Annotated in this window: 16 protein-coding genes, 4 tRNA genes and 1 pseudogene; 3 read left to right on the top strand and 18 right to left on the bottom strand. The window is 72.8% G+C overall.

Annotation, left to right across the window (positions count from 1 at the left end; genetic code table 11):
- Positions 1-54 precede the first annotated feature (54 nt).
- From ACFPYL_RS14550 to ACFPYL_RS14480, 15 genes are all read right to left on the bottom strand, one after another.
- Positions 55-131: transfer RNA gene (locus tag ACFPYL_RS14550), tRNA-Asp, on the bottom strand.
- Between the two features lie 76 nt (positions 132-207).
- On the bottom strand, positions 208-2544 hold the full coding sequence (locus ACFPYL_RS14545) for a hypothetical protein (protein WP_379155531.1): 2337 nt from the start codon (positions 2542-2544) through the stop codon (positions 208-210).
- Between the two features lie 75 nt (positions 2545-2619).
- Positions 2620-2704 (bottom strand) — tRNA-Glu (locus tag ACFPYL_RS14540).
- Between the two features lie 19 nt (positions 2705-2723).
- A tRNA-Glu gene (locus ACFPYL_RS14535) sits at positions 2724-2799 on the bottom strand.
- A gap of 62 nt (positions 2800-2861) precedes the next feature.
- Positions 2862-4025, bottom strand: coding sequence for a MarP family serine protease (locus tag ACFPYL_RS14530; protein WP_379155528.1), 1164 nt, complete (start codon positions 4023-4025; stop codon positions 2862-2864).
- On the bottom strand, positions 4025-5659 hold the full coding sequence (locus ACFPYL_RS14525) for a PucR family transcriptional regulator (protein WP_379155525.1): 1635 nt from the start codon (positions 5657-5659) through the stop codon (positions 4025-4027). Before ACFPYL_RS14525 ends, ACFPYL_RS14530 begins: the two co-directional genes overlap by 1 nt.
- A 22-nt stretch (positions 5660-5681) precedes the next feature.
- On the bottom strand, positions 5682-6788 hold the full coding sequence (gene menC / locus ACFPYL_RS14520; RefSeq protein WP_379155522.1) for an o-succinylbenzoate synthase: 1107 nt from the start codon (positions 6786-6788) through the stop codon (positions 5682-5684).
- Complete coding sequence (locus ACFPYL_RS14515) at positions 6785-7675, bottom strand: GNAT family N-acetyltransferase (protein WP_379155519.1); 891 nt, start codon at positions 7673-7675, stop codon at positions 6785-6787. The genes menC and ACFPYL_RS14515 overlap by 4 nt, the downstream gene beginning before the upstream one ends.
- A gap of 23 nt (positions 7676-7698) precedes the next feature.
- Positions 7699-8832 (bottom strand): M20 family metallopeptidase, encoded by a 1134-nt coding sequence (locus ACFPYL_RS14510; protein WP_379155516.1) that lies wholly within the window; start codon positions 8830-8832, stop codon positions 7699-7701.
- Complete coding sequence (locus tag ACFPYL_RS14505) at positions 8832-12107, bottom strand: serine hydrolase (protein ID WP_379155513.1); 3276 nt, start codon at positions 12105-12107, stop codon at positions 8832-8834. Before ACFPYL_RS14505 ends, ACFPYL_RS14510 begins: the two co-directional genes overlap by 1 nt.
- Positions 12104-12847 (bottom strand): ABC transporter ATP-binding protein, encoded by a 744-nt coding sequence (locus ACFPYL_RS14500; RefSeq protein WP_379155510.1) that lies wholly within the window; start codon positions 12845-12847, stop codon positions 12104-12106. The genes ACFPYL_RS14505 and ACFPYL_RS14500 overlap by 4 nt, the downstream gene beginning before the upstream one ends.
- Positions 12844-14760 (bottom strand): dipeptide/oligopeptide/nickel ABC transporter permease/ATP-binding protein, encoded by a 1917-nt coding sequence (locus ACFPYL_RS14495; RefSeq protein WP_379155507.1) that lies wholly within the window; start codon positions 14758-14760, stop codon positions 12844-12846. The genes ACFPYL_RS14500 and ACFPYL_RS14495 overlap by 4 nt, the downstream gene beginning before the upstream one ends.
- A 5-nt stretch (positions 14761-14765) precedes the next feature.
- The gene (locus ACFPYL_RS14490) at positions 14766-15758 is read right to left on the bottom strand and encodes an ABC transporter permease (protein WP_379155505.1); all 993 of its coding nucleotides are present in this window, start codon (positions 15756-15758) and stop codon (positions 14766-14768) included.
- Between the two features lie 3 nt (positions 15759-15761).
- Positions 15762-17315: an ABC transporter substrate-binding protein gene (locus tag ACFPYL_RS14485; protein WP_379155502.1), complete on the bottom strand. Its 1554-nt coding sequence runs from the start codon at positions 17313-17315 to the stop codon at positions 15762-15764.
- A 27-nt stretch (positions 17316-17342) separates the two neighbouring features.
- The gene (locus tag ACFPYL_RS14480; RefSeq protein ID WP_379155499.1) at positions 17343-18731 is read right to left on the bottom strand and encodes a serine hydrolase domain-containing protein; all 1389 of its coding nucleotides are present in this window, start codon (positions 18729-18731) and stop codon (positions 17343-17345) included.
- A gap of 117 nt (positions 18732-18848) precedes the next feature.
- On the opposite strand from ACFPYL_RS14480, the gene ACFPYL_RS14475 reads away from it, so the two are divergent.
- Positions 18849-19088 carry a hypothetical protein gene (locus ACFPYL_RS14475; RefSeq protein ID WP_379155496.1) on the top strand — a complete coding sequence of 80 codons (240 nt, stop codon included), beginning with the start codon at positions 18849-18851 and terminating at the stop codon, positions 19086-19088.
- A 56-nt stretch (positions 19089-19144) separates the two neighbouring features.
- Positions 19145-19218, top strand: a tRNA-Phe gene (locus ACFPYL_RS14470).
- A 59-nt stretch (positions 19219-19277) separates the two neighbouring features.
- On the opposite strand, the gene ACFPYL_RS14465 is transcribed toward ACFPYL_RS14470, so the two are convergent.
- The 3 genes from ACFPYL_RS14465 to ACFPYL_RS14455 form a co-directional block, all read right to left on the bottom strand.
- On the bottom strand, positions 19278-19661 hold the full coding sequence (locus tag ACFPYL_RS14465; protein WP_379155493.1) for a hypothetical protein: 384 nt from the start codon (positions 19659-19661) through the stop codon (positions 19278-19280).
- A gap of 102 nt (positions 19662-19763) precedes the next feature.
- Positions 19764-22436 carry a fibronectin type III domain-containing protein gene (locus ACFPYL_RS14460; protein ID WP_379155490.1) on the bottom strand — a complete coding sequence of 891 codons (2673 nt, stop codon included), beginning with the start codon at positions 22434-22436 and terminating at the stop codon, positions 19764-19766.
- Positions 22437-22501: 65 nt separating this feature from the next.
- Positions 22502-24757 carry a DUF6351 family protein gene (locus tag ACFPYL_RS14455; RefSeq protein WP_379155487.1) on the bottom strand — a complete coding sequence of 752 codons (2256 nt, stop codon included), beginning with the start codon at positions 24755-24757 and terminating at the stop codon, positions 22502-22504.
- Positions 24758-25456: 699 nt separating this feature from the next.
- On the opposite strand from ACFPYL_RS14455, the pseudogene ACFPYL_RS14450 reads away from it, so the two are divergent.
- Positions 25457-26067, top strand: a pseudogene (locus tag ACFPYL_RS14450) (hypothetical protein); the annotation flags it as partial.

The following is a 26067-nucleotide window of genomic DNA, read 5'->3' as shown; positions in this document are numbered from 1 at the left end:
ATTGTGCTGGACAAGCAGAAACGCTCCGGATCGTGATGATCCGGAGCGTTTCGTTGGCGACCCCGACGGGACTCGAACCCGCGGCCTCCGCCGTGACAGGGCGGCGCGCTAACCAACTGCGCTACGGGGCCAGGTGGCTCCACTGGTGAAGCGAGGGAACTCTAACCCATGGTCGGCGCCGACTCCCAATCGAGGTGGTCGCGCCCCTCAGAGCACGTCCAGGTCGACCGAGAAGTCGCAGCCGGACGCGTTCCGGAGCTCGATCCGCCAGCCCGAGATCAGGTCGTCCTCCAGCGCGTGGAGGTCGACCAGCTGGACGTCGTACGACGGGTCGAAGGTGACGTGGAGGTCGCCCGCGGTGATCTCGCCCGGAGCACCGACGGTCGGCTCGACCGGCACCTGGAGCTGCCAGACCGGGGTGACCGCGGAGCCCACCGCGCAGTGGTCCTGGACGGCCAGGTGGTCGGCGGCGAAGGAGAGGTCGCGGGTCCACGACGTCACCGCGCCCTCGGAGCCGGCGTACGCCGGGGACAGGTCGGCGTGCACCGTCGCGGTGCCGGCGCCGGGGGTGGCGGTCATCGAGCTGGTGGCGTTGCGCTGCGGCACCGGGCCGTCGGCGGTGTCGAACCGCAGGATGCTCGACGCACCCGTGCCGAGGTCGCCGTCCCCGTCGCCGACGCCCTGGAGCCCGCTGTGCGACCAGATGTTGGCGGTGACCGACTGCCAGGTGCCGTCGTAGAGGGTGAACGCGCCCTGCTCCTCGTGGGCGTGCGACTCGTCGTAGGGCCCGGCGATGACCGACAGCCAGGTGGCGTCCTCGACCCACGACGACCGGGCGAAGAACTGCCCGACGCCCGTCGCGGCGTACGTCGTGGCGCTCGGCGCCGTCGGGGTGCCGTTCGGACGGAGCAGCGCGGCGCGCAGGTTGAAGCTGTTGGCCATCGTGTCCGGCACCGAGTTGTGGGAGATCCACCAGAGGGCGCGGCCGGCGGCGGGGGTGCCCGGGGCGGCCATCGCGGCCTCGCGGACGAGGTTCTCCTGGTAGTCGTAGAGCTCGGGGACCGACACCCGCGACAGGTCGCCGAACGGCGCGAAGTGGTCGAGCGTCGGGACCGTCGCGTGGATCCAGTAGTCGACGCTCGCGCGGGCGTGCGCCTCGACGGCGGCGAGGTGCTCGCCGGTCGCCTCGCGCCAGGTGCGCGCGTTGGCCCACAGCCGGGTCTGGGCGGTGCCGTAGCCCGTGCCCTCGCGGCTGCCGCCGCCGTCGAGCTGCTCGTAGTAGTCGGTGAGCAGCGGGAACTTGTAGGTCTGGAGGAAGCGCATCCAGGCGCGGTCGCCGGTCGCGAGCGACCAGAGCTGGGTCGCCTGGATGAAGCTGAAGTTGTAGTTGTTGCCGGGGTTGTTGATCGACCACCCGCTCCACGCGAAGCTGCCGGCCGGTGCCCTCCCCCAGGTCGCGAGCTGCGGGCTCCAGAGGTTCGAGAGCGCCTGGCCGCCGTACGTCCTCCAGCGCCTGCGCTGGCCCGGTGTGAGTCGGCTGAAGCCCCAGTCGTAGGCCAGCGCGAGCTCCTCCAGGTCGGGACCGACCTCGAGGTAGCTGTCGCCGGCGATCTCGGGGGCCTCGCCCTGCGCGATCGCGCGATCGGCGTCGGCGACCCGGCGGTCGACGTCCGCGATCGCGCTGTCGAGGTACTTCGCCTGGTGGGTGCGGGCGTACTGCACGACGGCGTCCGCGGCCCCGTAGCCGTAGTCGGGGTCGCCGGCGAGCGCGCGGTCGACGTACGCCGTGAAGCGCTGCGCCACCGGGTCCGAGGCCGGGGCGACCGTGTAGTCGTCGAGCGGGATGAAGGGCCGGGCGGTGCGCAGGTGCAGGGTCGCCGGCGCGTAGTCGGAGCCGGTCGGCAGCTCGTTGTCGTTGCACGGTGACGACGCGTCGGGCGGGCCGGCGGGGGCCGCCTCCAGGGCCGGGTCGCAGGTGTCGCTCACCGCGGGGAGGCTCAACCTGATCGTCGCGTCGTCGAGCAGGACGCGGACCGCGCCACGGACGGCCGTGACCGTCCACCGGGCGCTGGCGACCCGGACCGGCGCCGGCCAGCGCAGGGTGGCGCGGGCCACCGTGTGGTGGTGCCGGTCGACCCGGGTGCAGGCGCTGCGCGGGGTGCTCGAGCCGAGGGGGACGACCCGCAGGCAGGCGGTCAGGCGGGCGCGGCGGGCGGTGGAGACGTCGCGGATCCTCAGCGCGCCGGCGACCCTGGTGATGCTGCGGCGTACGGCGCCGGCCGGGGCGCAGGAGACGGCGGCGTGCGCCGGGAGCCGGACGTCGAGGCTGCGCCGGCCGTGCAGCGGGTGCCGCGGGGTGCGGGCGACCCGCGTCCGGGAGTGGGCGGCCGGCCGGAAGCAGGGCGTCCCGGCGTGCTCGAAGCCCGGGTCGGTGACGACCTGGACGGTGCGCGCGGGCGTGACGACGTCGGCGTGGGCGGACGACGTGACGGGCACGAGGGCGGAGGCCAGCAGGGCGACCACGAGGCCGCTGATCAGACGCATGCGACGAACGTAGGAGAATCAGCCGCCGCGCGCGTGGGGGATTTGCCCCATCTTCGGGCCGGGGACTCCCCGATCTGGCACCCCCAACGGGATTCGAACCCGTGCTACCGCCGTGAAAGGGCGGGGTCGCCGTGTGCCCGCCCGCTAGACGATGGGGCGCCCCCATCGACGACGAGGTGTGGCACCCCCAACGGGATTCGAACCCGTGCTACCGCCGTGAAAGGGCGGGGTCCTGGGCCGCTAGACGATGGGGGCCGGACACGCTCGGGAAAGCATAGAGCGAGCGTGAGAGGTCGCACGAATCCGCCTGGCGGCGGTCAGCGGCAGCCGACCTGAGCCCCGGAGTCGGCCTCGCGGCCGACGGCCGCGGCGTCGGCGACCTGGTCCTCGGTGAGCACGTACGCCGTCTCGTCGTCGGCCCGCGAGAACGCCACGACGACCCCGAGGACCCGGCCCTGCGGGTCGACCATCGGCCCGCCCGAGTTGCCCGTGTGGACCTCCCCGCGGATGGAGTAGGCGTCGTGGTCGTAGCGGCCCTCGCCGTAGATGTCCGCCGACTGCCAGTCGAGGCGCTCGCGCACCCGCGCCGGCGTGATGCTGAGCGGGCCGTTGTCGGGGAAGCCGATCACGGCGGCCGGGTCGCCGGGCTGTGCCGAGGAGAAGTCGAGCACGGTGCCGGTCAGACCGGGCACGTCGAGCACCGCGACGTCGTGCACGGGGTCGCACTGGACGATCGTCGCCGGCAGCTTGCCCGCCTTCGTGGTGACGCTGATGCTGTCGGAGCGCGCGACGACGTGGGCGGCTGTCATCAGCCGCTCGGGGGCGATCAGGAAGCCGGTGCCCTCGGACCCGCTGATCGCGGCGTCGTGGGTGAGGATGCGCAGGACGGAGTGCGAGGCCCGCACGACGCCGGGCTCGTCGACCACGTCGGCCGGCGGCGCCGGGACGGCCACGATGTCCTCGGCGCTGAAGACGTCGACGTACCGCGGGAAGTCGGTGCGGTCGCCCAGCGCATCGAACCGGTTGGCGAGCAGGTGGCTCAGTGGGAGACCCCGGTCGAGGGTGCGCAGCACCATCGACCGGTCGGCGGCCGGGGCGAGGTCCGGCAGCGCCGAGCCCGCGAGCGCGACGCCGACCATCCAGCTGAAGCCCATCCCGGCCATCACCCCGAGGACGGTGCCGAGGGTGCGGTCGACCCAGGGCACCGGCGTCCAGCCGATCCGCGAGCGCAGCCGCTTCTCGACGAGGAGGGCCAGGGAACGACCGCCCGCGGCGCACCCGACGAGGACGACGAGGGAGAGCTCGGCCACCCACCAGGACAGGCCGGCGTGCCGGAAGACGACCGGGACGACGATCATGCCGACCGCCGTGCCGACCAGCACCCCGCCGAGCGCCCACAGCGCGCGGACCAGCCCGTCGTGGTAGCCCAGCAGGCCGACCCCGATGACGGCGACCACGATCGCCACGTCGACGTAGGTCATCAGTCGCCCAGGACCGCGAGCTCGAGCATCACCGCGAACCGCTGCCGCGGGTCGCGCAGGTCGATCTCCCCGACCTCGCCGACCCGGCGGAGCCGGTAGCGGAACGTATTGGTGTGGACGAAGACCCGCTCGGAGGCGAGGGCGACGTCGCCGAACGCGTCGAGCCAGGCTCGCAACGTGTCGACGAGGTGGGCGTCGTGCTTGCGGTCGTAGCGCATCAGGCGGTCGAGCGGCCCGGTCGGCCGCTCGTTGCGCGCGGCGGCCAGGTCGCGCAGGTCGAGGAGCAGCGCGTCGGTCTGGACGTCCGCGAGCCGCGCGACCCGGGTGCCGGGCGGCCGTTCGCGCAGCACCCGCAGGATGCGGTCCGTGGAAGTACGGGCCGCGACTACCTCGGCCACCGACGTGGCGACACCGCCGATCGCGACCACCGGCCGGGAGCGGTCGCCGATCCGGTCCAGGAAGACCGCGGCGAGCTGGGCGGCCCGCTGCTCGCTCTCCGCAGTGGTGCCACTGGTGGCGGCCAGCCCGTAGACGACCCCGCCGAGGAGGGCGGCGGCGGAGCGCGGTACGACGGCGTTGAGGTGCAGCGCGAACGCGTCCGCCAGGCGCTGGAGCTCGTGCGCCTGCGACGCGTCCTCCGCCGAGGCGGGGTCGACCGACGTCACCCCGAGGACGACCAGCGGGGTGTCGAGCAGGCCGAGCCGCTCGAGGGCCTCGCGTGCTCCGACGCCGCCCTCGAGGACGGAGCTGACGAGGTCGGCGCGCACCCGGCGGCGTACGTCGGTGCCGGCCCGGACCCGCAGCAGGTGCAGGGCGACGAGCTTGCCGGCGTCGACCAGCGCGCGGGTGCGCTCGGCGCTGAGCGGACCCGGTACGGCGGCCCAGATCGAGCCGAGCACCTCGTCGCCCGCGCGGACCGCGATCGCGACCCGGGGCATCGAGAACGCGTCGCCCTCGTCGGCGACCGGGTCGATGTAGACCGGCTCGTCGGTGCGGTAGAGGTCGCCGAAGACCCCACGCTCGTTGAGGATCCGGGCGTAGCGCTCCGGCACCTGGCGGCCGAGGACGGTCTCGACCCGGGACGGGTCGGCCTCGTCCTGGCGGCCGGAGAAGGCGAGCACCCGCGAGCTGCGGTCCTCGATGGTGATCGGTGCGTCGAGCAGCGAGGCGATGGCGTTGGCGACCGCGAAGAGATCGCCCGACGGGAGGCCGCCGAGCGTCTCCTCGTCGGCGACGCGGACGTCGCCCTCGGCCAGCAGCGAGCGCAGCATCGCGGCGAGGTGTGCCCACGGGACGCCGCGGCTGAGCCCGAGCAGGGCGACGCCGGCGGCGTCGGCCGCGGCCCGGACCTCCGGTGTCGCCGGGACCGGCGCGCGCAGCACCAGGCCGACGGCACCGGCCGCGCCCAGCCCGTCGAGCAGCGCACAGACCTGGTCGGGCTCGTCCACCCCGACCCCGAGCACCAGCGCGTGCGGCGGCAGCACCGGGGCGTCGACGGGGTCGTGGATCACCACGCCGCCGATCTCGTCGGTGGGCTCGGCGTCGCCGTGCACGAGGTCGAGCAGGGTCGCGCCGAGGTCGTCGAGGACGCGGCCGAGTCCGGCTCGCGGGCGGGGGGTGGGGACCGTCGTCATGGCGGTCGTCAGCGTACGACGATCAGACGGGCAGCCACGCGGTCGACGTCGTGACCTCGGCGAGCGCGTCCTCGAGCGGCGTCACCCCGAGGCCCGGCCCGGTGGGCACCGAGAGGTGACCGCCCTCGAGCACGAACGGCGTGGTGATGTCGCGGTGGTAGTAGCGACCCGACCCCGAGGTGTCGCCCGGCAGCGTGAAGCCCGGCAGCGCGGCCAGCGCGACGTTGGCCGCCCGGCCGAGCCCGGTCTCGAGCATCCCGCCGCACCACACGGGCACGCCGTTCGCGACGCAGACGTCGTGGATCCTCCGCGCCTCCAGGTAGCCACCGACCCGGCCCGGCTTGATGTTGACGATCGCCGCCGCACCGAGACGGATCGCAGCCGCAGCGGACTGCGCGGACACGATCGACTCGTCGAGGCAGACCGGCGTCCGGATCTGCCGGGCGAGGTCGGCGTGGCCCAGCACGTCCTCCTCGTCGAGCGGCTGCTCGATGAGCAGCAGGTCGAAGGGGTCGAGCTTCGCGAGGTGCCGGGCGTCGGCCAGCGTGTACGCCGTGTTGGCGTCCACCTGGAGCAGCACGTCGTCGCCGTACGTCTCGCGGACAGCGCGCACCGGCTCGACGTCCCAGCCCGGCTCGATCTTGAGCTTGATGCGGACGTAGCCCTCGTCGAGGTAGCCGCCGACGGCGTCGAGCAGCGCCGGGACGCTGTCCATGATCCCGACGGAGACCCCGCACGGGACGGTCTCGTGCACCGCGCCGAGGGCGCTGCCGAAGGACCGGCCCTGCACCCGGAGCTCGGCGTCGAGGACGCCCATCTCCAGCGCGGCCTTGGCCATCCGGTGCCCCTTGAAGGGCGCCAGCACCTCCGCGACCCGGTGCGCCTCCAGCTCGCCCGAGGCCGCGAGGGCCGGGACCAGGAACCGCTCGAGCACGTCGGCCGCCGCGTCGTTGTACTCCGAGGAGTAGAGCGGGTCCGCCATCGCGACGCACTCCCCCCAGCCCTCACCCTCGTCGGTGACGACGCGCAGCAGCATCAGCTCGCGGGCGGTCTGGGTCCCGAACGACGTACGGAACGGCGAGACCAGCGGCATGCTGACCCGCCGCAGCTCGACTCCGGTGAGCTTCACTTCTGGGTCCTCCTGACGACGTAGCAACCGACGCGGTCGAAGCCGACGATCTGCGCGCCGTCCTCCACCAGGGCGGAGAGCGCCTCGCGGACGGCGAGGCGCCACTTCTGGGCGAGGGCAGGGTCGGCGTTGCGGAGCGCGCCGATGTGCGGGGGTACGGCGACCAGGCTGGTCGTCCCGTCCAGGGCGCCGGGCTCGGGGCCGCCGTCGGCGCCGATGCCGAGGGCGACGACCGCCCCGGCGGCGAGCTCGTCGGCGACCGACGACGGCGCGGCACTGCCCGAGCAGGCCGCCACGACCGCCGGGTCCCGCAGGCTCCAGCGCACCAGCAGCCGGTCGGAGTCGTCGTCCCCGTTGAGGGTGTCGAGCATGGCGCCGTAGAAGTTGGGCAGGTACTCCGCCGGGCGGGCCGCGAGCTTGACCAGGTTGAAGTAGGCGTTGCGGCTGACCAGCGGGTCGAAGGTCCAGGCGATCTCCGAGACGCCGCGCAGCATCGCCCAGGCACGCTGGTGCAGCTTGAGCGCGAACCCGACGTGGCGGCCGAGCACGTCACCGGCCACGCCGGCGATGTGGCTGTGCAGGGCGTCCTCCGCGGGTGCGTGGAAGAAGCCGACGCAGGCACCGACCAGGCGGTCGCCCTCGAACGCGCCGCCGACGTAGTTGCCGGCCTTGGTGAAGGCGCGCAGCAGCTCGAGGGTCATCGGCGGGTTGGCGTCGCGACCCCAGATGTCGGCGTAGAGCGCGACCACCGCGGCCAGCTCCGCGAGGTCCGCGACCTCCCGCACCGACACCCCGGCCGCGAGCGCGGCCGCGTCGGCGGCCTGCACCGCACGGTCGAGGTCGGCGTCGACAGCTCCGGCGCCCGTCAGGTTCGTCACGGTTCCCATGCTGCTCAGGTCCTCCGGGGTCGTCATGGTCGCGCGGCACCAGCCGTGAGGACCGAGTTCGTCGGCTGCGCCAGCAGGTCCGCCACCAGCGCGGCGAGCAGGGCAGTGCGTCCGGGGAGCTCGTCCACGAGGACGTGCTCGTCGTCGGCATGGGCGCCGCCACCGACCGCACCGAGGCCGTCGAGGGTGGGGGTGCCGACGCCGGCCGTGAAGTTGCCGTCGGAGGCTCCGCCGACGGCCGCCGACGTGGGCGCCGGCAACCCGAGGCGGACGGCGAGCGCGGAGGCCCGCTCGAACAGCGCGGCCGACATCGTGGCCTCCAGCGGCGGGCGGTTGGGACCGCCACCGACGTCGATGACGGCCCCGGGCAGCACCGGCCGAAGCGCGCGCATCGCGGCGTCGACCCGGTCCTGCTCCTCGAGCGTCCGCACGCGTACGTCGACGGAGAACGACCCCTCGGCCGGGACCGTGTTGGTGGTCGTCCCGGCGCGGCTCGCGGTCGGCGTCACGGTCGTGCCGAGCTCCGGGCGGCCGAGCGCGGCGACCGCGATGGCCTGGTGGGCGAGCTCGATGGTCGCGTTGACGCCGGCCTCCGGCTCCAGCCCGGCGTGGGCCGCGCGGCCGGTGACGCGGACGTCGTACAGGGAGACGCCCTTGCGCTCGGTCTTCAGGGCGCCGCCGTCGGCGGAGGCCTCCAGGACCAGCGTGGCCTCGGCGGCCCGGGCCTCCTCCTCGATGAGGTCGCGCGAGCTCGGGGAGCCGAGCTCCTCGTCGCCGGTCACGAGCAGGGTGACGCCGGCAGAGCGGTCCAGGCCGGCGAGGGCGTGGAAGGCCATCACCAGGCCGGCCAGCATGTCGAAGCAGCCGGGCCCGCGCAGCACCCCGTCCTCGACCGTGCACGGGTGGGTCGCCAGCGAGCCGATCGGCCACACCGTGTCGTGGTGGCCGAGCACGAGCACCCTCGACGGTCCGGCGCCGAGGCGCCAGCGCAGGTGGGTGCGCCCGTCGATGACGATCCGCTCGGGCTCGACCCCCAAGCGGCGCGTGCCGACGCGGGCGACGACGTCGGCCGATCGCGCGACGGCCTCGAGGTCGGCCGAGGGCGACTCGCACCCGACCAGCTCGCGGACGTCGTCGAGCATCTCCTCCAGGGTCATCAGTCGACCCTCGGGGTCGCGCGCACGCCGAAGTGCACGTAGCGCTCACCGGTCGGCAGCTCGTAGAAGGTCACCGGCGCCCAGGTGTCGGCCTCCGGCGGCCGGACGGCGAAGAGCGCGGGGCCGACGGGGACGAGCGGGTACTCGTCGACCGGGTCCGGCACCATCTCGGCCAGTGGGCCGAGGACCGTGGTCCGCAGCGTCGGGCCGTCGTCACCGACGAAGACCTCCATCTTCACCGAGGAGCGCGCGTAGGTGCCGACGTACGGCGTCACGTCGACCTCGACCGGCTCGGCCGGCGGCGTGAACGGGTGCGCCATCTCGATCCCGGCGACCTCGGCGAAGATCTCGCGGTAGAGCTCCTCGTAGAGGTCGCGGGTGTGGCCACCGTTGGCGAGCAGCGCGACCGCGACGTCGTGCCCGTCCTCCGCGTCCAGGATCCGCAGGAAGCCGGCCTGGCCGAGGGTGTTGCCGTCGTGGCCGATCAGCCGCTGGTCGTCCCAGCCGAAGCGGATCCAGCCCAGGCCCCACGAGTCGCCGAGGATGAACTTGTCGGGCAGGTCGGCCTGGTGGGTGGTCATCAGGGCGGTCGACTCCGCCGACAGCACCCGGGTGCCGTCGGCGGCGAGACCGTCGGAGAGGTGCAGCCGGGCGAACGCGAGGACGTCGCGAACCGTCGACTTGATCAGGCCGGCCGGACCCACCGAGCGCGGCAGGTCCCAGACGGGCGTGGGGACCTGCTCACCATCGGCGTCGACGTGGCCGACCGCGGCGGCGTGCAGGATCGCCTCCTCGGGCAGCGTCATCGTGTGGGTGAGGCCGAGCGGCGTGTAGAGCCGGTCACGCATCGCCTGGTCCCAGGTCTGGTCGGTGAGCTTCTCGATCACGCGGCCGAGCAGCGACCAGCCGGAGTTGCAGTAGGACCACGTGGCGCCGAGCGGGTGGTTCTGCGCCACGTCGGCGAGCAGCTCGGTGTACTTCTCGAGCGCGTCGTCGCCGCGGCCGGTGTCGGTGAAGACGTCGCCGTCGATGCCGCTCGTGTGGGTGAGCAGGTGCCAGATCGTCAGCTGCTTGGTCACGTCCGGGTCGGAGAGCTGGAGCTCGGGGATCACCTCGACCACCGGGGTGTCGAGCGCGATCAGTCCCTCGTCGACCAGCTGCATGACGACCGTGGCCGTCCAGACCTTGCTGATCGAGCCGATCTGGAAGACCGAGTCGACGGTCGCGGGTTGGCCGGTGCGGTGGTTGAGGACGCCGTACGCCACGTCGACGACCTCCCCACCATCGAGGCCGCCGTCGAGGATGCCGAGCTGCGCACCGGGCACGTGGTGCTTCTTCGCGAGCACCTCGAGGCGCCGCTGCCAGTGGGCGCGGTCGACGCGAGGCCGACCGCCGCGCTCGACGTACCGCTCCACCCAGTCCACGACGCGGCGGCCGTAGTCGAGCCGCTGCGACGGAGGCCCGAGCAGGATGAAGACGTGCGAGGCGTCCGGGTAGAGGACGAGCTCGGTCGGGACGCCGCGGTCGCGCAGCGAGGTGTGCCACTGCTGGGCCTGGCCGACCGGGCAGGTCAGGTCGGCCTGGCCGTGCAGCACGAGCGTCGGGGTCGTCACCCGGTCGACGCGGGTGATCGGTGACATCGCGGCGTACGCCGCCGCACTGTCCCAGGGCGTGCCGTCGAGCTCGTAGCGACCCATCAGCGGCCCGTCGTCGCTGGCGCCGTACTCGCTCACGAGGTCGCTGACGATGCCGCCCGCGACACCGGCCTTGAACCGGTCGTCGTGCGCGGTGAGCCAGGCCGTCATGAAGCCGCCGTAGCTGTAGCCGGTGACCGCGAGACGGTCGCCGTCGACGAGTCCCTCGGCGACGAGGGTGTCGATCGGCTCGAGGAAGTCGAGGTGGTCGGCGACGCCCCACGCGCCCTGCACGCCGGTGTAGAAGGCCTCGCCGTAGCCGTCGCTGCCGCGCGGGTTGACGAGCAGCACCGTCCAGCCCTGAGCGGCCAGCTCCTGGTGGTAGAAGTGCATCTCGTCGGCCGCGGCGTTCCAGGCGTTGTGCGGGCCGCCGTGCACGTCGAGCAGCAGCGGCAGCGGGCCGGTGCGCTCGGGGTCGCGGACCAGCCAGGCCTGCACCTCGGTGCCGTCGGAGATCGTGAAGGTCCGCTCCTCGCGGACGAAGAGGCCGTCGGTGCTGGGGCCGTGGTCGGTCAGCACGGTCTCGGCGCCGGAGGCGAGGTCGAGCGCCACGATCTCGCCGTACGACGTGTGGGTGGCGAGCGCGACGACGGCGGTGCCGCCGGCGACCGACAGCCCGGAGACGACCCGGCCGGCGCCGGCGAGGACCGGGCCGTCCTCGTCCCAGAGGTGCGTGCAGCCGCGGTCGCGGAGGGCGAAGAGCAGCCGACCGTCGGCGGTCTCGACCGGACGGGCGCCGGGGTACGCCGGACCGCCGGGCATCACGTTGCGGTCGAGGTGCGCACTGACGTCGACGGGCTCGCCACCGTCGAGCGGGACTCGCAGCAGGTGGGCGTGCCCGAGGGCCAGCGTGGGGTGCCCGACGACGAGCAGGCTCCGTCCGTCGGTCGAGAACGAGACCGTGCCCGCGATGCCGTCGGCGAGCGCGGCGACGCGCGGCTCGGCCTTGGGGTCGTCGACGTCGAGCAGGTGCACGGCGGTCCGGAAGGTCAGGTCGCTGTCCGCGCCGACCTTGCGGGTGAAGGCGAGGCTGCGGCCGTCGGGCGACCAGGCGGGCTGGCCGGCGTGGTCGCCGTCGGTCAGCTGTCGGCAGTCACCGGCGGCGAGGTCGACCACGTGCAGCTGGCTGCGCATGGCGCCGAACATGCCCGCGCCGTCGGCCTGGTAGTCGACGCCCGACGTGGCGAGCGGGCCCTTCCCGGACGTCGGGTCGACGGCGGAGGTGAACGCGATGCGCTCGCCGTCCGGGCTCCACACCGGTGCGCCGGCGCCCAGCGGCAGGTCGGTGACCCGCTCCGGCTCGCCGCCGTCGGTCGCGAGCAGGTGCAGCTGGCCGTCGCGGAGGAAGGCGAGCCGCGAGCCGTCCGGGGACCAGGCCGGGGCGGTGTCGCTGGTGCCGCCGGTCAGCCGGCGCGGCGTGCCGCCGACCGTCGGGACGACCCACAGCTGGTCGACGTTGCGGTCCTCGTCGGCGTCGAGGGTGCGCAGCACGTAGACGACGCGCGCGCCGTCGGGCGAGATCGCGGGCTGGGACGGGACGGCGAGGTCGGTCAGGTCGTCGATGCGCGTGCGGCGGGTCATCGGGGGCTCCTGGAGTTCGTGCCGGGTACGGCGGCGAGCAGCTCGCGGGTGTAGTCGTGGTCGGGCGCGGCCAGCACCTGCGCGGTCGGCCCCTCCTCGACGATCCGGCCGTGCCGCATGACGGCGACGTGCGTCGCGACGTACCGCACGACGGCGAGGTTGTGGGAGATGAAGAGCATCGAGAGGCCGAGCTCGGACTGCAGCTCGCGGACCAGGTTGAGCACGGCGCCCTGGATCGAGACGTCGAGGGCCGAGGTGATCTCGTCGGCGATGACGACCTGGGGACGGCCGGCCAGCGCGCGGGCCAGGGCGACCCGTTGGCGCTGCCCGCCGGAGAGCTCCGACGGCCGTGCGGCGGCGCGGGTGGGGTCGAGGTGCACGAGCTCGAGGAGCCGCTCGACCTCCGCCCGTCGCTCCGTCCGTGAGGCACCGCGCGGCATCGCCTCCGCGACGCTCTCGCCGATGCTCATCCGCGGGTCCAGCGACGAGTAGGGGTCCTGGAAGACCATCTGCAGCGGGCGACGGCGACCGGTGGTGGGCACGGGCTGCCCGTCGAGCAGGATCCGGCCGGACTCGATCGGCGCCAGGCCGACGGCGGCCCGGGCGAGGGTCGACTTTCCGGAGCCGGACTCGCCGACGAGCCCGACGATCTGGCCCTCCGGAACGGTGAGGCTGACGTCGTCGACGGCGGTGGTGGCGCCGTAGCGGACGGTGAGGCCGTCGAAGCGGAGCTCGCTCATCGGACCTCCACCTCCTCGCGGTCCTGGATCTCGACGGCGACCGGCTCGCCGGCGTGCCAGCAGGCGACCCGCCTGCCTGCGGAGTCCGTCTCGAGCACGGGGTCGTCGGTGAGGCAGCGCGCCGAGGCCAGCGGGCAGCGGGCGGCGTACGCGCACCCCTCGGGTACGTCGGCGGGGTCGACCGGGCGGCCGGGGATGACCGCGAGCGGCTCGTCGAGGTCGGTGTCCATGGCGGGCACGGCGGAGACGAGCGCGCGCGTGTAGGGGTGCCGGGCGCCGGTGGCGAGCTCGCTCGCGGGGAGGTCCTCGACGATCCGGCCGGCGTACATGACGAGCACCCGGTCGCAGACCTCGCCGACCACGGTGACGTCGTGGCTGATCAGCACCAGCGCGACGTCGTCCGCGGCGCGAATCGAGGCGAGCAGGTCGAGCACCTGCTGCTGGACGGTGACGTCGAGGGCGGTGGTCGGCTCGTCGGCGACGATCAGCGCGGGGCTGCCCATCAGGCCCATGCCGATCATCGCGCGCTGGCGCATGCCGCCGGAGAACTCGTGCGGGTACTGGTGCGCCCGTCGCTCCGGCTCGTCGATGCGGACGGCGCGGAGGCGGTCGACCGCACGGGCCAGCGCCGACCTCCGGTCCATCTCCTGGTGGTGGCGGGCGACCTCGGCGAGCTGGCCACCCATCCGGCGGGTCGGGTTGAAGGACGTCATCGGGTCCTGGAAGACCATCGCGAGCGAGGTCCCGAGCAGCTGGCGCTGCGCCTTGGTGTCGGCGGCGCGCAGGTCGGTGCCGAGCAGCTCGAGGCACGACGCGTCGACGCGGCCGGGGTCGCCGACCAGGCGGGAGACGGCCAGCGCGGTCAGGGACTTTCCGGAGCCCGACTCCCCCACGACGCCGACGGCCTCGCCCCGGCGTACGGCGAAGGAGACGCCGCGGACCGGGCGGATCGGCCCGTCGGGGCCGGGGAACGTGACCTCCAGGTCGCGCACGTCGAGCACCAGGTCGCCGCCGACGTGGCTGGTCTCCTCGACCGGCCTCTCGTCGCCGTCGAGCGTCGCCGCCATCGAGGGGAGCTCGGGCAGGCCGGCGACGACGCCGACACCGAGCCCCTTGGCGACGGACTCGCCGAAGAGGTTGAAGGCGAGGCCGGCGATCAGCACCGCCGCACCGGGAGCCAGGGCGGAGGCCGGGTTGACGTAGATCGAGGAGATCCCGTCGAAGAGCAGCCGGCCCCAGTCGTACGACGGCTGCTGGACGCCGAGGCCGAGGAAGGACAGTCCGGCGAACGCGAGCAGGGCCGCGCCGGCGGTGATCGTGGCGTTGACGACGAGCGGCTCGGAGATGTTCGGCAGGACGTGGCGCAGCAGGATCCGGAAGCGGCCGACGCCCGCGACCCGGGCCGCGTCGACGTAGTCGCGCGAGCTGACGCTGGCGACCAGGGTCTGGGTGAGCCGGCCGAAGGCCGGCGCCCCCGCGAGGCCGATCGCGAGCACCGCGCCGGTGGCGCCGACGCCGAAGATCACCGCGAAGAAGAGCGCCAGCAGGATGCCCGGGAAGGCGACCGCGATGTTGATGCCGGCGTTGACGACGCGACCCGACCGGCGGCCGAGGAGGAACGAGGCGGTGCCGAGCACGAGGCCGACGACGACAGCGATCGCGGTGGCCGCCAGCGCCAGCTCGACCGAGAGCCGGGTGGCGACCAGGGTGCGGTAGAAGATGTCGCGGCCGAGGTTGTCGGTGCCGGCCCAGTGGTCCGCCGACGGCCCCGCCAGGATGTTGCCGGTGTCGACCGCGTTCGCCTCGTCGGTCCACAGGATCGGGGCCACCACGGCGAGCACCAGCACGGCGACCGTCAGTGCGGTCGCGGCCAGGCCCAGCGGGGTGCGGAGCACGCTCGTCCAGCGGCGCAACAGGATCAGTCCTCCCGGATCATCGAGCGCGGGTCGAGGAGCGCGAGCGCCACGTCGACGGAGGTGTTGACCAGCAGCACGCCCACGCCGTACACGAGCACGACGGCCTGCACGACCTGGTAGTCCTTGTTGAGGATCGAGGACACGATCGTGCTGCCGAGGCCGGGCCACGCGAAGACGTTCTCGACCAGCACGGTGCCGGCGACCAGGCTGCTGAGGATCAGGCCCCCGAGCGTCAGCGACGCGGTGAGCGCGTTGGGCAGCGCGTGCCCGAGGTAGACGGTGCGCGCCGGCAACCGCTTGGCGCGGGCGGTCCGGACGAAGTCCGACTGGAGCACCGACACCATCTCGACCCGGATGATCCGGGACAGGATCGCGGCCGGCCCGATCGCCAGCGACAGCACCGGCAGGACGTACGCCGACGGGGTGTCGTTGCCTGCCACCGGGAACCAGCCGAGGTTGATGGCGAAGACGTAGACCAGACCGACGCCGATGAGGAAGTCGGGGATGATCCCGACGACCACGCTGCTCGTGGTGAAGACCAGCTCGGTACGCCGGCCGTGGCCGCGCCGGGTGAGGACGCCCATCAGCACGCCCATCGGCACGGCCACCGCGATCGCGACCAGGAACGCCAGCAGGGCCAGCGCCAGGGTGGCGGGCAGCCGCTGCGTGACGATCTCGGAGACCGGCAGCCGCGAGACCACCGAGGTGCCGAGGTCGCCGGTGAAGAGGTGCTGGAGGTAGTGCCAGTACTGCACCAGGATCGGGTCGTCGAGACCCATCTCCTCGCGCTTGGACGCCACCAGGGCGGCCGGTGCGGTCGGCCCGAGGGCCGCCCGCACCGGATCGCCGGGGATCAGGTGGATCATCAGGAACGACGCCGTCACCAGCACCCACAGCGAGAGCAGCAGGCGCCCGAGACGTCGGACCCCGAACCGCACCCACGGGTGGGTGCGGGCCACCCGTGGGACCGGGGCGACCGAGCTCGCCGTCGTCATCGACTACTTCGCCAGCATCCGGATGCTGGTGGGCACGAGCTGGCCCGGGTACTCGAACTCGGCGCCGTTGCCGAACGTCTTCACGACGTTGTTGGCGAAGGGCACGATGTCCGCGGCCGCGACCAGCTTGGACTCGGCGTCGAGCCAGGTGTCGCAGCCCTCGGAGCCGGGCTTGGCGTTCGCCGCGGTGACCCCGTCGGAGTAGTCGGCGTTGTCGATGCCGGAGAAGTTCGTGCCGCCGTCGGCGAGGCCGGGGCCGGACAGGAACGGCACCAGCTGGTCGGGGCTGTTGACGTTGAGCGGGACCCACGCGATGTCCCAGTCGCCGGTGCCGAAGATGGCGCCCTGCAGGGCGGTCTCGTCGACGCCCTTCGCGGTCACCGTGGCGCCGGCGGCCTTCCACTCCTGGACCGCGAGCTCCGCGGCCGCCGCGACGGCGCTGCCACCGGCGCTGGAGTAGAGGAAGGTGAGCTTCTTGCCGTCCAGCACGGCCTTCGCCGCGTCGACGTCCTGGGCCGGGAGCGACCCGGAGACCGAGTCACCGGGACAGGCCACCGGTGCGATCGCCGCGAGGGTGGTGGCCGGCGTACCGGCGTCCGCGGTCGAGACCGAGGCGAGCTCGCCGAGGTCGAGCGCCTGGGTGAGCGCCATCCGCACGTCGGCGGAGCTGGTCTCGTGGCCGTCGTTGTGGTTGTACCACTGCTCGCCCTGGAGGGCGGGCGTGCCGTAGGAGAAGAGCTTCTGGGCCTCGAGCCGCTTCACGTCGGGGCCGATGACCGAGGCCGCGTTGATCTCGCCGGAGACCAGGAGGTTGGCGGCGGTGCTCTCGTTCTCGACGATCTTCATCACGACCGTCGCAGGCATGCCCTTCTCGGCCGTGGTGGCGCCGTTCGGGCCCCATGTGTAGCCGTCGCGGAGCTGGTACGTGTAGTGGTCGCCGGGCACCGCCTCGGTCAGCTCGTACGGGCCGGTGCCGGACGTCGTCTTCGACAGCGACGCACGGTCCTTCATCCCGGCGTCGCAGACCATCGGCAGGCTGGCGAGGCCGTTGAGCACGAACGGCGCGGGCTGGGCCAGCGTGATCGTCACCGTGCCGGCCGCGTCGTCGGCCTTCGCGGTCGCACCCGCCGGGAGGAAGACGCCGAGGTAGGCGCTCTTGTTCTTCGGGTCGCCGACGTAGGCGATGTTGTCGGCCACCGTGGTCGCCGTGAAGGGGCTGCCGTCGGCGCAGGTGATGCCCTTGGCGAGGGTGAGGGTGACGGTCGTGCCGTCGACCTTCCAGTCGGTCGCGAGCTGCGACTCGATCTCGCCGGTGTCGCCGTCGACCGCCACCAGGTTGTCGTAGGCCAGCTGGTTGACGGTGAAGAGCTGGCTGCTCGCGGAGGACTGCGGGTCGAGCTTGCCGGGGTCGCCCTTCAGCGCCATCGTGAAGGTGCCGCCGTCGACGTAGTCGCTGCTGCTGCTCCCGTCGGAGCTGCCGCCGCTGTCACTCCCTCCACATCCGGCGAGCAGGACGGCGGTGACGCAGAGTCCCAGAGCTGGGGCGGCAAGCTTCATGGCGGTTCCTTCTCGGGGTGGGGTGGGTCAGGCTCCGGCGCGCCGGATGGCGCGACCGACGTGCAGGTAGAGGGCGCGGCCCTCGCCGTCGTCGCCGAGGAACGCGTGCGGCATGTGCATGCCGTGGTCCGACTCGACGGGGATCAGGCTGTCGTCGCTGTAGTAGACGAGCTCCTTGCGCTCGGGCTGCTCGCCGAGCTCCTCGAACATGCCCTTCGGGACCATCTCGATCCAGATCCGGCCGTCCTCGTCCTGGCTGACGGTCATGTCGCCGACCTCGGTGGAGTACGTGCCGACGTAGCGGCTGGCGTCGATCGTCGGCGGGTCGTCCGGCGGCACCGGCAGCGCCGGGAGGTGGGTGTCGGTGAGGGCGTCGAGGACGTGGTGGTAGAGGTCCTGGTAGAGCGTGATGATGTCGCCGCCGTTGGTGAGCAGCGCGACCGCGACGCCGGCCTCGGGGACGATCCGCAGGAAGGCGTTCTGCCCGATGGTGCTGCCGTCGTGGCCGATGATCGCGCCCTCGGGGGTGTCGAAGCGCTCGAAGCCCAAGCCCCAGGAGGTGCCCATCAGGCCGAGGTCCGGGAGCTCGACCTGCTTGGCGTGCATCCGGGCGGCGGTTCCGGGCGCGAGCACCTGGGTGCCGTCCTCGGCCTTGCCGTCCGCCATGTGCATGGCCGCGAACTTGAGCAGGTCGCGCGGGCGCATCGACAGCATCGAGCCTGCGGGCGCGTTGGAGCGGGCGAAGGTCCAGTACGGCGCGGGCTGGTAGCCACCGCCCGGCTCGAGCTCGATGTGGCCGAGCGCGGCGCGGAACATGATCGCCTCGTAGGGGTTGGTAGCGGCGTGGGTGAGGCCGAGCGGGGCGAAGAGGTGCTCGCGCAGGCAGGCGTCGTACGTCTTCTCGCGCAGCACCTCGACCAGGCGGCCGAGGACGCAGTAGCCGGCGTTGTTGTAGGAGAAGCGCTCCCCGACCGGGAACAGCTGGGGCACCTCGTGCAGGACGCCGAGGTACTTCTCGACGCAGTCGTCGCCCACGCCGGTGTCGGTGAAGATGTCGCCCTCGAAGCCGGCCGTGTGGATGAGGAGCTGGCGGGTGGTGATCACCGCGGCCGCGGCCTCGTCGCCGATCCGGAACTCCGGGAGGTAGGTGCGGACCGGCAGGTCGATGTCGAGCTTGCCCTCGTCGACCAGCTGCATCACCAGGGTGCTGGTCCACAGCTTGGTGATCGAGCCGATCTGGAAGATCGAGTCCGGGGTCGCCTCGACCCCGGTGGACTTGTTGAGGATGCCGGCGGCGCCGTCGGCGACCTCGCCGTCGGCGAGGACGGCCCAGGCGGCGGCCGGGACGTCGTACTTCTCGAGGAGCGTCGGCAGCTGGTCGTCGATCCAGGCCCGGACGGCATCGAGGTTGCTCATGCCGCACACGCTAGGAGCGGACCTCCGCCGGGTGTTCGTCCGATCCGACGAGGATGCCGCCACCGACCCGTCGACCACGACGAACCCGGGGCGGGCGTCGCGACCTAGCCTGCTGCGGTGACGATCCTGCGCGCGCGGGCGGTCGACGGCAACGCGATGCTGACCCGGCTCGCGTCTGTCCTCGGCCCGTTCAGCATCGGCCACTTCGAGTACGTCGTCGGTTCCGGCGACGACGTGCTCGTGGTGATCGGCGTGCGCGGCGACGCCTGGCAGGTGCAGCGGGTGGCCGCGAAGATCGACCGGCTGATCGGCGTGCACGACGTCGTGGTCGAGACGGCCGTCGACGCCGCCTGCTGAGCGGTCGCCCCGATTTTCGTCGGTACCCGACTGCTCCTGTATGGTTTTCCCGGCTTGGCCAGGTAGCTCAGTTGGTACGAGCGATCGCCTGAAAAGTGATAGGTCGGCGGTTCGACCCCGCCCCTGGCCACCGGCACCGAAGCCGCAGATCAGCTCGCTGGTCTGCGGCTTCGTCCATTTCGTCCGGCCCTACGCGCTGCGCTCCTGCGGTACGGCGAGGCGCGGGACGCCGCCGAGGCCGGGCCGGTAGCGGACCCGGTCGGCGTACTGCTCGAGGGTCCGGTAGAGCGTCTGGTGCGCGACCCACGGGAGCGGCTCGGCCCCGTCGTACCAGCTGTCGCCGAAGGAGATCCACGCCGGCGTCCAGGTGGCGGCGTCGTCCCACGCTCCCCGGCGGGCCATCAGCATCCGGTTGCGGACCTGGAAGGCGCGGCGCGGTCCGTCGGGGCAGATCGGCGCGGTGGCGATGGGCCACAGCCGCAGGTCGAGGGTCATCAGGTGCACCTCGAGCTCGTGCAGCACGACGGGGTCGACCAGCACCGTGGCGACGTTCTCGTGGGGCACGCGCTCCATGCGCGCACGTTGCCGCCTGACGCGCACGGTCGTCAAGAGGAGGCGGCGAGGCCGCAACCCCGGGGGTGGGTCGCGACCTCGCCGGTCTGGGTGCCGCCGGGATCAGCGGCGAGGGTGCGGCGCCGGCACCTTGATCCGTACGGCGCCGCTCCAGGTCCCGAGGCCCACGGCGGTCCGGGCGGCGACCCGGAACCGGACCGTCGCTCCTGCCTTGGGCAGCCGCACGACGAGCCGGTTGCTCGCCGACGCCCGGCCGCGGACCGCCACCCAGCGACCGCGGCCGGTCGCCTGCTGGACGACGAAGTCCACGAGGTCGGAGCCACCGAGCGCGGCGGGACGGGTCCAGGTCAGGACCACCAGCCGGCCGGCGCGCCGGGCCTTCAGCTGTCGCGGCGCGCTCGCCGGGACGACGACCGGGTCGGGGGTCGGCTCCGGCGTGGGCGTCGGGTCGGTCGTGGGCTCCGGCGTGGGCTCCGGGTCCGGGGTCGGAGTCGGGTCAGGCGTGGGCTCCGGGTCCGGCGTGGGCTCCGGGTCGGGGTCCGGCGTCGGCGTGCCGCTCAGCGTGAAGTCGAGCCCGGTGACGACGCCGCCATCCGGCCCGATCACGACGACGCGACCGAGGGGGTCGCCGTCGACGTCGACCGGGGCCGTCTGGGTGACGCCGTCGGCGCCCTCGGGCTGGACGACGTAGGTGCCCGGCTGGAGGCCGGTGACCGAGAACCCACCGGCGCCATCGGTCAGGATGCCGTCCTCGACCAGGTTGGTGCAGCCCGAGCCGATCGGGATGTAGTAGCAGGACACCCGCTGGCCCGCGGCCGGTCCGTCCTGGGTGACGGTGCCGGAGATCGAGCCCGCGCCCTCGTCGAGCTCGGGGAAGGTGCCCTCGTCGACGCCGAACTCGACGCCGGCCCAGCCCTGTCCGTCCGTGATGGTGACGACCTGCGGCTGGTAGTCGGCCGGGAAGGTCTGCACGAACGGGTAGTCGAGCGTCGCGAGCACGTAGGTGCCGTCGGGCAGGTCGGCCAGCGTGAACGACCCGTCGGCGGCGGTGGACGGCGTCATGCCGGTGGTCGCGGCGTTGCCGTCGACGATCCGGTAGGCGTACAGCCCGACGTCGTCGGGGGCACCGCCCTCGAAGGCGTCCTTGACGCCGTTGCCGTTGACGTCCCACCACAACGTGCCGCTGATCGAGTTCGTCCCGACCCGGTGCAGGCTCTGCGTCCGCAGCCGGGCGGACGGACCGGTGGTCGTCCAGTGCCCGGCGGCGTCCGAGGCCTCGACCTTGAACGTGTACGCCGCACCGGGCTCGAGCCCGTCGGCGGTGTACGCACGGGTGGACCCGTCGGTGCTGCCGACGAGCACGCCGTCCTGGTAGACCCGGTAGCCCGCGACACCCGCGCCGTGGGTGGCGGCGGTCCAGGTGATCGGGATGGACGACGCGGTCGTCGTACCTCCGGTCACGGCGCTGCCCGCCGGCCAGGTCGGAGCGACGGAGGTGGTGGTCACCGTGACCGACGGGCCGGTGGTCGACCAGTTGCCCGCCGCGTCGCCGGCCTGGACCGTGAAGGTGTACGTCGTGCCTGGGACCAGGTCTCCGACGTAGAAGTAGCCGCTCGTGCCCGTCGTCGCGAGGAGGGTCGCGCCCCGGTAGACGCGGTACTGCGTGACCGCGCGGTCGTCGTGGGCGTCGAGCCAGGTGAGCGCGAGCTCGTTGGAGCGGACGTTGCCGGCGTTGAGCTTGGTCGCCGTCTCCCACCAGGGCGGGGTCACGTCCGGGCAGGTGGCACGGGCCGTGTTGGCGACGACCTCGGTGGTGCTGGTCTGGACGGTGACGAGGTGCGAGGCCGTCGTCGTCTTGAAGGCGATGAACGGGAGACCGGCCTCCTCCTGGTTGCGGATGACCTCGCCCGTCGTCCGCACGAGCATGTCGCGCAGGGAGCTCTGGTTGATCTGGTCGACGAGGCCGAACATCTCGCCGCACGGGCTGAACTGCACGAAGCCCGAGCCCTGGCGCGCGTGGGTGAACGTGCGCGTCCCGGTGGTCAGGTCGTAGACGTCCTCGGTCACGTCGGTCTGGCTGGTCACGTAGGACAGCGAGAACCCACGGTCGGCGGTGTCCGGGCTGAAGCCGAAGCCGGACTCGCCGAACGGGCTCCCGTTCCCGGTCGGCGGGACGTAGAAGTAGTGGTCGATCTCGAAGTCGCGGCCGGTCGTGGTGTCCACGAAGTCGTGGTGCACGTGGTCCTGCTCGAGGGCGTAGATGTGGCTGAAGACGAAGTAGCGCCCGTGCGGGCTGAAGCCGACCCGGCGCTGCTCGCGCTCCGAGACCCGCGAGAAGAGCGGGTTCGCCGCGGGCGCTGCCGCGAGGAGGTCGAAGGCGCGGACCTGGTAGGTCGTCGTGCTGTCGTTGACGAAGCCGTAGTCGACGAACGTGCGCTGGTCAGGGCTGAAGCCCCACTGGCCCTGGGCGCCGTTGACCGTGAGCACGATCTTGGCGTCGCTCAGCCGCTTCACCGCGATGGTCAGGTCGGGCTGCGCGCCCTGGACGACGACCTGGTACTTCGCGCCCGAGGAGGCCGACTGCCCGGCGCCGCCGATGTAGGGGCTCACGAGCGCCTGGGGTGCGACGTACGCGCCCACGTTCGAGCAACCGCAGTCGGACCCGGGGGTGGGGGTCGCGGCGGCTGTGGCGGCGGCGGTCGCGGGTGCCGCGACGACCAGGCCGGTCAGCAGGGTGGTGAGGGTGGCGAGGATGGCCACGATGGTTCGGTTCATGGGCCCACCGTCGCCGGACCCACTTGGGAGTCACTGGGGGCCGACTGGAGGTCGACCCCCAGTCGTCACTTGCGGAGCATCGGCGCCCACACCGGGCTGACGACGCCCGTCGCGGAGCGTGCGGGTACGGCGGGCAGGTTGCGGCCGCCGTACGCCGGGCCGCCGCCGCGCGCGTCGTACCGCAGCCAGGTCTGGGCCGGCCCCTGGCCGACGCCGGGCACGGACCAGTCGCAGACGCCGTCGGGGTAGACGGACTGGAGGGTGGCCCACTCGTCGTCGGTGAACGGCACCAGCATGAAGCCGAAGTCGGCGCGGTCCAGCGGCTGCTTGCGGCACGCCACGATGTCGTTGGCATTCGGCCCGCCGGCCTCCTGGCGCGGCGTCGAGAGCCGGGTCTGGAGGGTCTGCAGCTGCTCGATGCTGCACGCCTGCGCGGCCGCGTCGACCACGCACCGGTCGGCGACGTCGGCGGGCTTGTCGTCGACGACCTTGCGCGAGAGCGCCTTGCGGGAGTGGTCCTTCTCGACGGCGCTGAGCCACGAGTCCATCTTGGTCAGCGCCTCGGTCGCCCAGCTGACGTCGCCGATCAGCGGGGTGGGGCCGAACCACATCACCCGGTTGTCGGTGTTGCCCTGGTCGGCCTGGAGCCGCTCCTCGGTCCAGAACGCGTGCGCGTAGTCGTGGGCCAGGCCCGGGTCGGGCCCGCCGTGGTTGATCATCGCGACCTCGTCGAGGTGGTTGGCCTCGTTGATCAGGCCGGTGCGGTAGGCGTTGGCGATCGACGTCGGGTCACCGGCGATGCGGTCCGCGATCGGCTGCGAGTCGACGTCGAGCCCACCGACCTTGGCGTTGAGGTCGACGAACTGGGCCGGCGTGATCGTGCCGGCCTTCAGCGCCGAGAGCCCGTAGAGCACACCGGTGTTGGAGAACGGCAGCCCGCCGAAGCCGTGACCCGCGGCCTTCTCCTGCGGGGTCCACACGCTCTGCGGTCGCCGGCCGAGCTGGTTGACGAGCAGGTCGAGGACCGAGCAGCGGACGCCGCCCGGGTTGGTCGCGGGGTCGTAGCGGGTGCTGGGGTCGCCGGCCTTGGTGTCCGCCGTGCCCGAGCAGGCGTGCACGGGGTTGAGCGCGGCCTTGAAGAGCCCCTCGTCCGCGACGACGGCGTTGAGGTGGGTCAGGTGTCCTTCCACCTGCGCCATCTGGGTCGGCAGCCAGGCCACGCCGGCGCCCCACCGAGACGGGTCCTCGAAGTAGAGCCGGAGCAGGTGGTAGTCGGCGAACTGCGCACCCGCCGTGAACGTGTCCGGGTAGGAGCAGGTGGTGATCAGGCCCTGGTAGATGCCGGGGTAGGCGTTCGCCACGGTGTGCTGGGCGATCGAGCCGCCGGAGCAGCCGGTGCCGATCGTGTAGCGCAGCGTGCCGTAGCGCTCGACGAGGCGCTCCTTGGCCATCATCACCGACTCGGCGTTCATCGCGACCGAGCAGTTGTGGCCGGTGTTGTCGAGCGCCGTCGACAGCACCGCGAAGCCCTTGCCGAGCGCCGTGATGTAGCTCGACGTGACACCCGGGACGCCGTCGAGGGTGCCCGAGTAGTCGACGAGCGGCGGCTCGCCGGGCGCGTAGGACGCACCGCAGCCGCCGCCGTGCGTCACCAGGAGCTTGTGGTTCCACTGACGCTGCGGCTTCGTCGCCGACCAGTGCTGGCCCGGGCGGAAGAGCGTGAGGATCGTGTAGCGGTCGCGGTCCTGGAAGCCCTGCTCGCGGCGTACGACGAACGGCACCCGGACGCCCCGGTCGGTGGTCGTGGTCGCGACGTCGGACGGCGGGTTCTTCGCGTCGTACGGCTGGAGCTCGCTCTGGAGCGGGTTGGTCGAGCGGTAGAGGAGGTCGTACTTCGCCGGCTGCCGGCACGACCCGCACTGGTAGTGCTCGGTCTGCGGGCCGGAGAAGACCGGACCGGCGTTGGGGTGGTTGACGATGACGCTGCGTGCCGGCCTGGCCCCCGGTGCCGTCGCGCGCACGACGTTGCGCCCCAGCGCGAGACCGCGCACCAGGCCGACGAGGCGGTGGCTCGAGGTCCGGTCGAAGCGCCTCGTCACGTCGCGCTTGCCGACGGTGACCCGGACGCTCTTCGGCCGGACGCCTCGCGGCACCCGGACCGCGATCAGCGCGTCGCCGCCGGAGATCAGGTCGGCGCGGTTGGAGAGCACCTCGATCGCGAGCCGCCGGGGCGCCGGCGCCGCGGTGGTGCCGGTGACCGGCAGCGACACCAGGAACGGCATCAGCAGGGCGAGGATGACGAGGTCGACTCGAGCGCGCATGCCTCGTCAACGACCCAGCGTGGCGACCGTCACGATCTGCCTCTTGCACATCCGTCCACAGCCCGCCGGCACGGTGGTTGAGGTGCGAGCGCAGCGAGCCTCGAAACCACCACCCCGGGTCGGCCTGGGGTCGCGCGCCGACAGGCTTCCTACACGGGTACGGCGGACTCGTGGCCGGGGCCGCCTCCCGGCACACGGTGGTTGAGGTGCGAGCGCAGCGAGCCTCGAAACCACCACTGCCCGCGGGTCGGTCTTTGGTCGCGCGCCGACAGGCTTCCTACACGGGCACGACCGGCTCGTGATTGCGGTCGCTTCCCGGCACACGGTGGTTGAGGTGCGAGCGCAGCGAGCCTCGAAACCACCACAGCCCGCGGGTCGGTCTGTGGTCGCGCGCCGACAGGCTTCCTACACGGGTACGACCGGCTCGTGATTGCGGTCGCTTCCCGGCACACGGTGGTTGAGGTTGAGGGCGCAGCGAGCCTCGAAACCACCACAGCCCGCGGGTCGGTCTGTGGTCGCGCGCCGACAGGCTTCCTACACGGGCACGACCGGCTCGTGATTGCGGTCGCTTCCCGGCACACGGTGGTTGAGGTGCGAGCGCAGCGAGCCTCGAAACCACCACCCCGCGACCGGTAGATCTCGTCGAAACTTCTTCACAACCTCATTCGCACATCTGTTCGAATCGTGGTAGGATCGAGCATGGCTCGACGCACCCGGACCCAGGTCCCGCAGCTGCGGGACCTGTTGGCGTGCGCGACCGAGGCCGACCTCGCCGAACGACTCGCCGCCGCGAAGAAGTTCGAGCTCGCCGCCCGGTGGGCCGAAGCGCACCCGGCACCGGTCGAGGACGCGGTGGTCGACGAGCTGGGCGAGCTGGTGATGTTCGGCGACCAACCGATCGCCCTGGCCGGCGAAGGCGCCCCCGGCATGAGCGAGTTCGCGGTCGCGGAGTTCGCCGCCGCGGTCGGCATGACCGCGCACCAAGGTCGGGCGTACCTCGGTGCAGCGTTGGAAGCGAAGTACCGGCTCCCCCAGATCTGGGCCAAGACCATGACCGGGGAGATCCCGGTGTGGAAGGTCCGCCGGGTCACCGACCGCACCCGCCGCCTCGACCCCATCGCCGCGGCTCACGTGGACGGTGAGCTGGCACCCGTGCTGGCCTCGTGCTCGTGGGTGGCGGTCGAGAACGCGGTCGAGACCGCTGCTGCGGAGGCGGACCCCGAGCACGCCGAAGGCATCCGCCTGGACCGGACCCAGTCCCAGCACCTCGACATCGGTCTCACCGTCACCCACCTCAACGACGGACTCGT

Source organism: Nocardioides hankookensis, assembly GCF_042658885.1.
Classification (GTDB): Bacteria; Actinomycetota; Actinomycetes; order Propionibacteriales; family Nocardioidaceae; genus Nocardioides; species Nocardioides hankookensis.
Note: the sequence above shows the minus strand (reverse complement) of the source record. Positions and strands in the feature narration are given on the sequence as shown.